The sequence below is a fragment of the Pseudomonas sp. EA_65y_Pfl2_P74 genome, from assembly GCF_963970575.1.
GTDB classification, from domain to species: domain Bacteria; phylum Pseudomonadota; class Gammaproteobacteria; order Pseudomonadales; family Pseudomonadaceae; genus Aquipseudomonas; species Aquipseudomonas baetica_A.
In genome coordinates this window covers 102,053-114,990 of sequence record NZ_CAXAOQ010000014.1, presented here as the reverse complement: position 1 = coordinate 114,990, position 12,938 = coordinate 102,053, and the positions used below count along the sequence as shown (strand labels likewise).

Annotated in this window: 9 protein-coding genes; 7 read left to right on the top strand and 2 right to left on the bottom strand. The window is 58.3% G+C overall.

Going from position 1 to position 12,938, the window contains the following annotated elements; genetic code table 11:
• Positions 1-51: 51 nt before the first annotated feature.
• Positions 52-4,638: a dermonecrotic toxin domain-containing protein gene (locus AACY18_RS13650; protein WP_339465169.1), complete on the top strand. Its 4,587-nt coding sequence runs from the start codon at positions 52-54 to the stop codon at positions 4,636-4,638.
• On the opposite strand, the gene pdxR is transcribed toward AACY18_RS13650, so the two are convergent.
• Positions 4,595-6,148, bottom strand: a complete 1,554-nt coding sequence (gene pdxR / locus AACY18_RS13645; RefSeq protein WP_339431504.1) for a MocR-like pyridoxine biosynthesis transcription factor PdxR — start codon at positions 6,146-6,148, stop codon at positions 4,595-4,597. The genes AACY18_RS13650 and pdxR overlap by 44 nt on opposite strands.
• Positions 6,149-6,240: 92 nt before the next feature.
• On the opposite strand from pdxR, the gene AACY18_RS13640 reads away from it, so the two are divergent.
• Genes AACY18_RS13640 through AACY18_RS13630 form a run of 3 tightly spaced genes read left to right on the top strand, consistent with a single transcriptional unit; the run spans position 6,241 to position 8,005 of the window.
• Entirely contained in the window at positions 6,241-6,864 is a 624-nt protein-coding gene (locus AACY18_RS13640; protein ID WP_339431503.1) for an FMN-binding negative transcriptional regulator, read from the top strand.
• Between the two features lie 10 nt (positions 6,865-6,874).
• Positions 6,875-7,321, top strand: a complete 447-nt coding sequence (locus AACY18_RS13635) for a GNAT family N-acetyltransferase (RefSeq protein ID WP_339431502.1) — start codon at positions 6,875-6,877, stop codon at positions 7,319-7,321.
• A gap of 12 nt (positions 7,322-7,333) precedes the next feature.
• Positions 7,334-8,005 carry a GNAT family N-acetyltransferase gene (locus tag AACY18_RS13630; RefSeq protein ID WP_339465168.1) on the top strand — a complete coding sequence of 224 codons (672 nt, stop codon included), beginning with the start codon at positions 7,334-7,336 and terminating at the stop codon, positions 8,003-8,005.
• A 254-nt stretch (positions 8,006-8,259) separates the two neighbouring features.
• On the opposite strand, the gene AACY18_RS13625 is transcribed toward AACY18_RS13630, so the two are convergent.
• On the bottom strand, positions 8,260-8,625 hold the full coding sequence (locus AACY18_RS13625) for a DUF6124 family protein (RefSeq protein ID WP_339465167.1): 366 nt from the start codon (positions 8,623-8,625) through the stop codon (positions 8,260-8,262).
• 599 nt (positions 8,626-9,224) lie between these two features.
• Between AACY18_RS13625 and AACY18_RS13620 the strand changes: the two genes are divergently transcribed.
• The 3 genes from AACY18_RS13620 to AACY18_RS13610 are packed head-to-tail and all read left to right on the top strand — an operon-like array spanning position 9,225 to position 12,927.
• Positions 9,225-11,300, top strand: coding sequence for a type VI secretion system Vgr family protein (locus AACY18_RS13620; protein WP_339465166.1), 2,076 nt, complete (start codon positions 9,225-9,227; stop codon positions 11,298-11,300).
• On the top strand, positions 11,297-12,151 hold the full coding sequence (locus AACY18_RS13615; RefSeq protein ID WP_339465164.1) for a DUF4123 domain-containing protein: 855 nt from the start codon (positions 11,297-11,299) through the stop codon (positions 12,149-12,151). Before AACY18_RS13620 ends, AACY18_RS13615 begins: the two co-directional genes overlap by 4 nt.
• The gene (locus AACY18_RS13610) at positions 12,148-12,927 is read left to right on the top strand and encodes a hypothetical protein (protein WP_339465163.1); all 780 of its coding nucleotides are present in this window, start codon (positions 12,148-12,150) and stop codon (positions 12,925-12,927) included. Before AACY18_RS13615 ends, AACY18_RS13610 begins: the two co-directional genes overlap by 4 nt.
• Positions 12,928-12,938 lie beyond the last annotated feature (11 nt).

The following is a 12,938-nucleotide window of genomic DNA, read 5'->3' as shown; positions in this document are numbered from 1 at the left end:
CCCTGATTCGACGCCCTTAAGCGTGCCCCCCAATCAGAGCAGGTGTTGCCCATGTCCGAACATTCTTCAGCCAGTGCCGTTGATGTAGTCACCCAACTGGTGACCGGCCCCTCAGTGCGAGAAGTCGCCACAAAGACATTGCGTCCGGCACTCAAGACGCTGTACCCGGACCTCAATATCGACCCGCAACTGGCGATGGTCGTGAAACCGACCTGGATCATTCAGAACGACAAAGTCATTCCCGGCCGCCCTCAGATCGAATCGCTGACTGATGCGTTGGTACGCTTGGGCCTGTCCGGCACGGCGGAGACCTACCTCGATGGTGAACACTTTCTGACCTTGCAGCCCGATATCCAGACGGCTGTCCAGTTGCCGGTCAAGATCGACGCCATCGGTTTGCTGCTCAACGAACTGGCGCCTTTGCTGTTCATCGCCTTCAAGGAACAACACGTCGACTACTGGGATGAATTCACGTATCCGGGACAGCCGCGCTGGCAAAAAATGTCCGATGCCTTGCGTAATCTGTGGAACGTCGACGCCAGTCTTGGCTGGGATGCCGACCAGCGTGCCATTGCCCACGCCGTCTACCAAAACCCGGACAAACAACAACGTCTCAACGACGCCTACAAGACTCGCGCCTGCCTGATAGACCTCGACCGGGACGACGCAAAACACCCGGAACACTTGACCCTGCTTGATTGTGCCGTGCTGATCGGAACTGTCGAAAAGCGCACAGTGGTTCTTACCCACTCGGTGGTCCACGGTTTTCAGTGCTTCGACTCGCTGGATGCATTCGGCGAAGCCCTGCCGCAGTTCTGGCAGAGCGTTTCCAGTGCTGGCCTGAAGTGGCGACTGGTCGAGCCGCAGGGCCATTTCTTCGATCATCAGGCCTGCACACTGATCGCCCTGGAGGCCGAAGCCTTGGGCAAGATCAATTTTTTTCAAGACTCGACCCTCGACAACCTCTTCCCTCGCCAGGGCTCAGCGACCACCACCCGGGCCACACCGCGTCTCAAACCGCATATAGATCGTCTGGGGCCGCTACTGCCCGCCTGGCTGGACAATGCCCTTCCCGCCGATCAAACCCGTTACAGCCGACACCTGCTGGATCTGACGACGGTGCAGCATTCCAACCAGGGAAAAACGTTTCAGAGCGAAGTGGTCAGCCTGCAAAAATTCACCCGCCAGGCCCTGAAGCAGCAGATGCTCAAGGAGCATCCGACAGCGGACAAGATCGAGATCGATGACCTCCAGATCACCATCACCAGCCTGGTGGTATGGGGCACGTTCGTATTGCCGGGCAATATTCAGACTCAGACGCTTTCGCTCAGTGAACTGGCCCTGCAAAACCTGGCGGGCCAGCCCCTGGGCAATAAAACCGTGCACTACAACGGCGACCACGCGTTACCAGACTGGCTGACCGTGACCTACCTTGAAAAACTGGTGAGTACCGTCGACATCGGCAAGACCTACCCGCAGTACCTGCAAAAATTGCTGATTGACGACACCCGGCAAGCGACAGAACTGCAAGCGCTCTACACCAGCCAGTTACCCATAGAACTGCCGCTCCTGGCGCTGCAACACAAGATCCAGGGCAAAGCAGGCATGGATGAAAAAGGGTACCGATATGTCGCCGCAGCACTGGGCAACACCGCAGAGCAGCGGCACATCGATGGCGAGGAGATTGTCATTCGGCCTTTGTCGCTCATCGCCCACCGCAGCAGTTCACGCACGGATGTCGTCAACAACATGTTTGTCATCGGTCCGAGGGAAGTGGAAAAAGGCCCCTGCGTACTCTATCGACCGCTGTTCGAAATGGCGCTGATCCAGTATCCAGGCCACGCCAACCTGCTCTACGCCATCGAGCATTCGCGACAGCTTCGCGAGTCGGTACTCGCCTGGTTGCCGGACGATGTGCGCTTCAATTACAGCCAGTTCGTATTCACCGCCAGGCTGCCCTCGGTGTGGACGATCCCGCAACTGCTGGTGAACCCGACCACCGCGTTCGACATGTCAGGGCCTGTTGCATTGGGGACCGCTGCGATTGAGAGCGATGTGCGGGGAACACTGTATGAGAGCAACGTCCAGGCCGTCATCACACAAGCCGAACGGCAATCGGTATCGGATGCGGAGGCACGCTGGGCGACACTTAAACGCGGCGGTTGGATGGTGTTCAACGCAGCGTTGCCATTCCTCGGTCGCAGTGCCGGCACGGCAGCGTGGATCTGGCAGATCATGGACGATTTGCAGGAAATCAGCGATGTCGAGAATGAACAGACCGACAAAACTGCCTGGACAGCAATCGCCGACATTCTCCTCGCCTTGGGCATGGTACTGGCCCATCGTGCAGCGGTCGGGAACAAGCCGCAGCATGAATCGATTGCGACGACGCCAGAAGAGACGCCACCCGTAACGTCCGCCCCCAAGACCATCAAACCGCAGCGTTTGCCGGACATGGCCGGTACCGAACTGCCTGTCGCTCATCACATGTCGCTCAATACGGTGACCGCACTGAAGCGCTCCCCCGTCGCACTTGCAGCGCTGCTCGACAGTTTCAAGATCGACAAACCCAAAGAACTCGGCGCCGAAGCCAACGAAGGGGTGCATCGCCACCTCTACGCAAAACAGAAGAAATGGTACGCATCGGTCGGCGACCGCTGGTTCGAAGTACTGATCAACGAAAACCAGGACGTACAGATCATCGACTCGCGCCGGCACCCCACCCTCGCGGGGCCGTTGCTGACCCGCACCGCCGGCGGTCAATGGATCATCGACCTGAGATTGCGCCTGCGTGGCGGTGGACTGCGCAGTGGGCGCGAACAGGAAAGAGGCAAGAACCTCAGAAAAGTACAGGCACTGATTGCCGAAATCGAAGCTTTCGACAACACGATGGCAGACAAGCAGAGTCAACTCGACGCGGCCCATAACGCAATGCACGATACATCGTCGACCGTGGACGAAGCCGTTGGCAAAAAGTACCTGGACACCCTCGACTCGCTCGACAAGGCGTACGCGGCAAACGTCGAGAAAATCAAGTCACTGAACCGCAAACAGACAGTGCCCAACTATCGGACAGTCATGATCGAACGCCTGCAGATGCTGTTGTTTCTGGGGCAGGAATGGCTCAGCCAGCACAACACCGATTTTCAGACCAATGTGAACGCGACCATCTCGATGATCGCTGACCACACCCATGTCGAACCGCAAAAGTTTATCCAGTCCTGTGAAAACATCACCGATCAAACCCAAGGCATCATCGAAAAGATCGAGGCTGCCCATGCCCGGTTCGCAGAACTCGAGCTGCTCGGCAAAGAAGCCGTAGAGACCGTTTCAACTTATCGAAAGGCACTCCCGAGCTACGACCTCAATGACCTCAAGCTGTTGCAGATCAGTCTTGGGCAAGAGATCTGCGTCAAGCCCGGCGAGACCGCGACTCGGGCAGACGCGCAACAGGCACTGGAAACGCTCATCGAGGATGCTGCGCTGAATATTCAGAGCTCGATGAATCTGACCGCCGATGAGAGCCTGAGCAACTTGCGCGATCGAATCGAAGCCCTGAGCAACGTTTCCGAGCAGTTTGCCGCGGTGGACCAACGTTTTGCCGACCTAGTCGCGGAGTTTCCCGATCAACTCCAGACCACTCGGCTGGGGCATGTACGGACTCGGGTCATCGAATTCAAAGCACACACAGACGTGCGTCTGGCTGACCTGCTGCGCAATAAACATCTGCTGGAGCCGTTGCCAGGCCCAGCGAAACCGACGTCGAGTCGCAAGATCATCAGCACCAGATTCAAGGGCACGCTCGTTGGGGAACGGAAAAAAAGCACGGATGGCCTAGACACCGAACTGGTCGAGGTGCGCGGAGAACTGACCGGCGTTATTGCCACGTTTCACGAAAAATCGCCCGGTGTATGGGTCGAACACGGCATCACCAAAACCCAACCTGCCAAGGCCAGACCGAACATCAAAAAAGCGGTCGAACACGCAAAAGCATTACTCGATGGCCTGGCGGCGTTCCACCGGCGCACCGAGGCGCGCATCAAACGAGGTCAACGTATCCCGGTCGAGATTGAGGAGATCTACCATGAGGAAGCCGAGCGCTTGCGCAAAGCCGGCGAAGCGCTTGATGAGGCAATGACGGCCGCCAATCTGACCGTCGACCCGAAGCATCCGACGGCCGCTCTCGGTCATGCACTGAGCAATGCGGCAACCGCACTCTACGAAAAAGGCACCAGTGCCCGCATCAGGATCATCAAACAACAACCTCCGACGGCAGCCCGAGTGGAGTGGCTCAAAAACAAGCTAGAGGTGCAGATAACGCAAACGGTCACCCGGCGCAGCCTCAAGGGGCAGGACAAGGACTTCCTCGACGAATATGAAGTGAGCGACGCCAAAACCGCAAAAGTGCTGTGGTATGCGCACTTTCACTATAAAAATGCCAGCGACGCGTCCGCTTCGTTCACCGCCGGGCACATGAAAACCCTCCAGCAACGGCGCCTGGGCGGCAAGCTTGACCTGCGCAACAAAAGTAACCAGCAACTGATCGAAATCTATCGCAGCCAGATCGGCAGTACATTGGCGCAAACCCTGTTTTTCAAACCTGCCACGCCTGTCGCAGACGCATCAGTGCGGCTCTGATCCCAGGCTCCGGCACGGCGGCAAAGCCCAGCACCAGTCCGGCACGCTGATCGGCTGAAGTCAGGGAATCGGGCAGCCAGTAATGGCTCAAGCCGTTGATTTCCACATCCACGCGGGCGGCTTGTTCAACCAATTGCTGCTCGCGCTCGATGCTGTTCACGGCCACCGTCAGGTGCAGCCCGGCAGACACCGCCGGCAGCTTGCCCACACCGGCGATTGCCGTCGGCCAGCCGTCCAGCAATGCATTGCGACGGTTGAGTGCTGCCCGACGCATACGCCGGATATGGCGCTGGAAATGCCCGGCGGCCATGAACTCGGCCATCACCATTTGCGTACTCACCTCGGAATGCCGGACGTCCACTGCCCGGCGTTGCGAGAACGCGTCCACCAGCCCCGGTGGCAGCACCAGATAGCCCAGTCGCAACGCCGGGAACGCGACTTTGCCGAAGGTGCCGACATACAGCACTCGCCCCTGTCGATCGAGCGCCGCCAACGGTGCCAATGGCGCGCCGGTGTAGCGGTACTCACCGTCGTAGTCATCCTCGATGATCCAGCCCTGGGTGCGTTCGGCCCAGGCCAGCAACTCAAGCCGTCGCGCCAGGCTCATCACCACACCCGTCGGGTATTGATGCGACGGCGTCACATAAGCCACGCGACAGTCACTGGCTGCCGACAGCGCCGAGCAATCCATGCCCTCTTCATCCACGGCGATACCGTGTAAACGGCCACCCGCCACCGCGAACGCATGGCCGGCCGCTCGGTAACCCGGATTTTCGATACCGACGCCATCACCCGGCGCCACCAGTAGCTGTGCACAAAGACTGATGCCTTGCTGTGCGCCGCTGGTGATCACAATTTGTTCAGCCGAACACTGCATGCCACGCGAACTGCGCAAATAAGCGGCAATCAGACCGCGCAAACGCGCATCGCCAGCCGGGTCGCCGTAGCACAGTTGCTGAAGATCGGGTTTGCGCCAAAAAGCCGCGTTGAGCTTGGCCCACACGTCAAAGGGGAACAGATCGAAGGCTGGAACGCCCACTCGAAATGCGCGGGGCGGACCACTGGGAGGTTTGGGTAAATGATTGTTTCTGACCCGGCACAGCGGATCGCTGTGGATAACTTTACTGGACGGATCAACAGGTAAATCCAGCCAATTTGTGGATAAGTCTGTGGGTAAGCCTGTTGAAAACCCTGTGGATACTTTTGTGGATAGTTTTTCCGCCGATAACGCGGCTTGGGGTAATTGCGCGACGTAGGTGCCATCACCGACTCGCCCCTCGATAAAGCCTTCGGCGTATAGCTGATCGTAGGCGCGCACCACACTGTTACGGGAAATGCCCAGCGCCGCCGCCAGATCACGGCTGGCCGGCAGGCGTGTGCCGCCGCACAGGCGCCCGTCCAGCACACGCAAACGCAGCGCCTGATAGAGCTGGCGGGTCAAGCCCAAGCGACGGTCGAGCTCGATACCCGCCGGATTGAAGGGCATGGACAACGTGGGCGATTCAGGCATGGCAATGGACCTATGAAATGGGTCGTCAATGGCTCTTACAACAGACCAATAGCCTGCCTAGGATGCAGGCATTCGCCAAGGAAAATTTCTCCATGTACACGCCCCGCGCCTTTGCCATCGACGAGTTGTCGCAACTCCACGAACTGATCCTCGCCACCCGCCTCGCCATTCTGGTGACCCACGGCGAAAACGGTCTGCAAGCCAGCCATGTGCCGGTGTTGCTGCATTGCGAGCAAGGCGAGAACGGCACGCTCTACGGGCATCTGGCCAAGGCCAATGCACAGTGGAAAGACTTGCGCGACGGGGCTCAAGCGATGCTGATCTTTGCCGGCCCGGACGCCTACGTCAGCCCGGGCTTTTACCCGAGCAAGGCCGAGCACGGCAAAGTCGTGCCAACCTGGAACTACATCGCGGTGCACGCCTACGGCCACGCCGAAACCTTCAGCGACGGCGGACGGCTGCTCGACATCGTCAGCACCCTCACCGACCGCCATGAAGCGGGCCGCGCACAACCGTGGAAGGTTGACGACGCCCCCGCCGATTACATCGACGGCATGCTCAAGGCCATCGTCGGTTTTGCCATTCCCATCGACCGACTGGAAGGCAAGCGCAAGCTCAGCCAGAACCGCAGCCCCGCCGACATTGCCGGCGTGCGCGAAGGCCTGGCCGCCAGCCCCGACATCAATGATCAAACCCTCGCCCACTTGATGCGTTAAGGAATTCACCATGAGTCAGATCGAGATCCGCCCAGTCACCGCCAATGATCACGCCGCCTGGCTGCCGCTGTGGCAGACCTACCTGCGTTTCTACAACACCGAGCTGCTCGAGGCCGTAACCCATAGCACTTGGCAGCGCCTGCTCGACCCCAGCGAGCCAACCCACGCCGCCCTCGCCTGGGCCGATGGCAAAGCCGTGGGCATGGTGCACTACATCTACCATCGCTCGAACTGGAGCATCGAAAACGCCTGCTACCTGCAAGACTTGCTGGTGGCGCCTGAAACCCGCGGCACCGGCGTCGGTCGCCTGCTGATCGAACACGTCTACGCCACGGCCAAGGCTGACGGTTGCGCCAAAGTGCATTGGCTGACCCACGAAACCAACGCCACCGCGATCCAGCTCTACGAGCGCATCGCCGAACGCCCAGGCTTCATCCAGTTTCGCAAAGCCCTTTAAGGAGAGACACACATGACTGCTTCACTGGCCGACTGGAAAGGTGTCCCCGCCCCCACGACCACACTGATCGAAGGCCGCTTCATTCGCCTGGAAAGACTCGACCCGGCCCGTCACGCCGACGAGTTGTTCAACGCCCTGCAAGGCCCCGGCGCCGACCCGAAACTGTGGAACTATCTGCCTTACGGCCCATTCCCTGAGCGCAGCGTGTTCAATGACTGGCTGAACAACCACGCGGCCAGCAGCGATCCGTATTTCTTCAGCGTCATCGACCGCGCCACAGGTCAGGTGCAAGGCATCCTCAGCCTGATGTCGATTGTCCCGGCCCAGGGCCGCATCGAAATCGGCCACGTCACCTTCGGTGCACCGATGCAGCGCACGCCGAAAAGCACCGAGGCGGTTTACTTGTTGGCCAAATACTCCTTTGAGCTGGGCTACCGTCGCCTCGAATGGAAGTGCAACAACGGCAACGCCCGCTCCAAATACGCCGCCGAGCGCTTGGGTTTCAGCTTCGAAGGCGTGTTTCGCCAGCACATGGTGGTCAAGGGCGAGAACCGCGACACTGCGTGGTATTCGATTCTCGATGGTGAGTGGCCGGCGATTGCGGCCGGGTTTGAGCGGTGGTTGTCCGATGAAAACCAGACGCCTGACGGGCAGGTGAAAGGGCTGGTCGAGTGCCGCTCCTGAGCGTCTGAAAGCAAAAGATCGCAGCCTGGCAGGCAGCGATCTTTTGATGTTTAACGGACATCTCGCCGAATTCGCATCACGCCCATCTTCATCCCAAACGGGCGATTGTATGTTTTCAACAAGCACAGTGCGTTCGGCAACGGTCAGGCTTATTTCAGACCCCACTTTTTCAATCGCTGGTCAATCACGCCTCAATAGCGTATTTCCCAACCAATGCGCTGGCGGCACATGCGCATGCGCCGCCAGCACGTTAATCACTCCGTGGGCACTAACCTATCCAGCACCCGATTAACCGCCAGCTCTGCCAGCATCACCACCTGCGCGATGCCTTGCAGGGTTTTGCGGTTCGAGCCTTCAACCATTGCCGCGTGGTTGTTGAGCATGACGGTGGCGGAACCGAGCGTTTCACTGGCGTCGGCCAGCAGGGATTCGGAGTCAGCCTCGGGGTGCGCCATGTACAGCGTGCTGGGTGTGTAGGGCGTGGCCATGATGGCGGCGGCCGGTGGGCAGAGATAGTGGTCGAGGGCGCGCTCGGCGGCTTCATGGAATTTCTTTGAATCGGGCGATTCGTAGGGGGATGCCGGATCTGTGACCGGCGGGTTTGGCGTTACTTTGAACATCGGAGTGTACCTCTATGAGGCCGCACCATCCCGCTGCTAAACGATAGGGTGGCGGCTGTGCGCAAGTTAGCAGACCGGTCACTCCGAAACCCGGCGCACCCGAAGGTGCCATGCGCACAGCCACCATCAAGCGCAGGCAAATGCCTGACCGGATGAGACTTGTACGACCGGAATGAAACGAAGCCGGGCTGCTAAACCCGATCACTGGGAATCAGTGACCCGATCAAGTTACGCAGCCAGCCCTGGGCGCACAAGCCGGCGGATTCTGGCGTAGCCGTAGGCAACGACGCAAGGATTTGTAGGTCGCGAGGCGTAAAGCCAATAGGTCTTAAACGAGAACAACGCCAGATGTTTACTACACAAAAATAATTGGCGATTTGTCTGACGTATTTGAGCCGCATACATGCCAAGAATCCGAGCCTCGCAATAGCGTCAGTGAAGAGGCAACCGAACCACACGAACAATCAAGGTCCTTTCCTTCAACCCCATAGGACCCCTCCTACATTTTTTCTTCGGCACGTTTGTTAGCTTTCGGCACTTGTATCTGCCTTCACGCATTCAGATACAAATTCCCTCAGCGACCGTCGAAGGAACAAAGGATGCCTAGCCCCAGCCCTCTCGCACGTTTCAATCTGACCATTGATAGTCTGGAGCACGACCTTCAAGTCCTGGAGTTCACCGGTCAGGAAGCGATCAGCACACCCTATGTCTTTGACGTGGTGCTGGTCAGCGAGAGGCCGAATCTCGATCTTGAAAGCCTGCTGCACAAACAAGCGTTTCTGGCATTCAGCGACGGTCGCAATGGCATCCATGGGCAAATCCATCGCGTTGCGCAAGGCGACGCTGGCAAACGTCTGACGCGTTACAACCTCACGCTTGTTCCTCGGGTGGCTTATTTGGGCCACCGCATCAACCAACGTATTTTTCAACAGCTGACCGTCCCGCAAATCATTGCGCAGGTGCTGGAAGAACACGGCATCCACCGCGACCTTCATCTGTTTCAGTTGGGTGCCATTTATCCGGATCGCGAGTACTGCGTGCAGTACGACGAATCAGATCTGCACTTCGTCCAAAGGCTCTGCCAAGAAGAAGGCATTCATTACCACTTTCGGCACAGTCGCGAAAAACACCTGATGGTATTTGGGGACGACCAAACCGTATTCCCCAGGCTTGACCGGCCAACACCCTACAAACAAAACAGCGGCATGGTTGCCGAGGGACCCGTGATCAAACGATTCGACCTGCGAGTCGAAGCGCGCACCAGTCGCACCACTCGCCGTGACTACGACTTCGAGAAATCCCGAATTCTTCTGGAGTCCAACTACGAACCTGGCACCGAACTCACGCAGCCTGACCTGGAAGATTACGACTACCCCGGCCGCTTCACCCAGCGTGAGCGCGGCAAGTTTTTAACCAAACGGGCACTGGAGCGCCATCGTGCCGACTATCGGCAGGCTGAAGGCAAAAGCGATCAGCAGACGTTGGTATCCGGGCATTTTATGGAGATGTCCGAGCATTCACGCACGCAGTGGAATGCGCTTTGGTTGCTGACAGAAGTGCGCCACGAATGTAAGCAGCCGCAAGTGCTGGAAGAGAGCATCACCAGCGCAGGCTCCGCGCAAGAACATGACTTTGTTCAAGGTTATCGAAATCAATTTGTCGCGACGCCTTGGGACGTTTTCTACCGACCGCCACACCATTACCAAAAGCCGCGAATACTGGGTAGCCAGACCGCCATGGTCACCGGTCCCAAAGGCGAGGAAATCCACTGCGACCCCTTCGGCAGGGTCAAGGCTCAGTTTTTTTGGGACAGAGAAGGTCGTAACGACGACAAAAGCAGTTGCTGGTTGCGGGTGTCGTCCAATTGGGCCGGCAACGCCCATGGCAGCGTCACTATTCCGAGAGTGGGCATGGAGGTGCTGGTCAGCTTCCTGGAAGGCGATCCTGATCAACCGGTGATCAGTGGCTGTCTGGCCAACAGCGCCAACCCGGTGCCCTACGAACTGCCCGCGCACAAAACCCGAAGTGTGTTTCGCTCACGCAGTTCACCCGATAGCGGCGGATTCAACGAATTGCACCTGGAAGATCGCGCCGGGCAGGAGTTGATCTACCTGCGTGCCCAACGCGACATGGAGCACAAGGTCGAAAACGACAGTCGACTTGAAGTCGGCAACGAACGCCGGGAAACCATCAAGGGCAACAGCATCACCGTGCTGGGAGCCGAAGAACACCGAACCATCACCGCCGACCGCAAAGTGCAACTCAAGGCCAATGACTATCTGCATGTCGCGAGCAACAGCCAGACCCGAGTCGACCAAACGCTGGTGGTTGAGGCTGGCCAGCAAGTGCACATCAAGGCTGGGGCGCACCTGACGCTGGATGCTGGCGCGAGCATCAGCCTCAAGGCCGGTGGGCAGCACATTGTGATCGGCCATGCGGGCATTTTCAGCAGCAGCGAAATCCAGATCGGGGGTGCCCCGGTGGCGGGTTCCGCTGCCGCATTGTCAATGCCGGGGGCCAATGACGCCTTGGCGATGCCAGCAGAACGGCCGCCCATGATTGCGCCCAGCCAGAACGAATTGATGGCCGCCAGCAGCGTTATGGGATCGGACTTCTGCCCCATCTGCGAGGCCTGTCGTGCGGGTATTTGCCTGCCCCGGGGAGCCGCCGCATGACTGACTCGCTACCCCGCCAATGGATGAGAGAACAGCAACGTTCAGGTTTTGCCTTGTGCGTCGTTCTGGACTCACAGAACGAGCGCGACCTGCGCCAATCCCTTTTAAAAACCAGCCAATTCGACCAATACCTGAGTGTTTACGGTGAAACGTTGGTGGCTGATCTGGCGGATGCCGGGCCATTCATCTTCACTTTCGATCAGCCTGACGACAGCCGCATCAGTGAACTGCTGAAGAATCCGCAACGCAACTGGGGCTGGTTTGCCAGCCTTCAAAAAGGCGATTTGAGCAGGCTGGTCAAACATTGGCACGAACGCCTGATCATCGGTGCCCGCCCACATCAGGCGCTGTACCGCTTTCACGATAATCGGGTATTGAGCCGCGCCCTCGCGCACCTGCCTGAGGACGCCTGGCCGGCCTACCTCGGGCCAGCGATCAGCGTGTGTTACTGGCAAGGCACACACTGGCAAAGCACGAACAATCCCGCCCCCGGCAGCTACCCAGTGCCAGATCAGCCGCTGTGGCATCAAGTGCCAGCGCCCAACCAACAGACGGATGAAATTCGCCGCAGCAATGCTCATCGCTATCTGCTGGCGGAGCATGTCCAGGCTTACGCCAAACTTGCCGAACACCATGATCCTGATACGTGGCTGCGCAACAGACTGGCGCAGGCGCAAACGTGGGGTTGGCTGGCACCGGAGCAACTGGAGTTTTTGCTGACCCAGAGCCTGCAGGCGCAGGGCTACACGTTGGCGCCGCACTGGCAGGTTCGGGCCGGTGAAACGCCGAGTGAGCATTTCGAGCGGGTGTCGCAAACAACAGCATTTTGGCAAGGAGAAGCCGCCCTATGAAATGCCTGATTCGCACAGCAAGTCTGGGTTTTGGCCTCGCGTTAACCGCAGGCTGTGCGAGCAGCCACAGTCAGCCGAATACCTTCACCTTCACCGCCGATATGCCGCCCGACTTTGCATACGTTGCAGTGGTTTATTACATGCCTGCCAAGGGCGAAACCTGCACCGTTGAAAAAAAGGCCAACTTGGCACCCGTGTTCAACGGCGAGTGGCGAACGGAATACAAACCTGATGCTGAAATAACGATTCGCAGAACCCGTAGCGGCTGTCCGTTGGTGATCAATCGCATCGAACTGAAAATCTACGCGACTTACGGTAAGGATCGGGGAGATTTTGGCGCCGACAGCGCCAGGGTGTTCATTCGGAATGAGGTGGAAGATCAGTACAGAAACGTTTTCAACGAAGCGGGTGAAAGTACCTTTTACGGTGAATGCCAACAGCTGTTTCGTACTTCGGGTAAGCCCCGAATCCTCAGAAAACTCCTCGACTGCAAAACGATCGGTGCCCAGGGGGAGTTGCGACGAGGCAAACCTTCCGCCGCTTATACCCCGGACCAACTGCCGGGTAAGACCGTGAAGATGCACATCAAATTGGCCAGCGAGGAAGAGCCGGCCTTCAAGGATACGTGGGTCAAGGTGCCGAACGGCTGGAAGCGTTGTATGGGCAAAAATTTTGAGGATCAAGACGCTTATTGCTTTGGCAATTACAAAGACTTCAGCAGCTTTCAGATGCCAGACGTCCGGCAATGCACCATCTATCCCGGTTGCACGGAATAAGGACATTACTC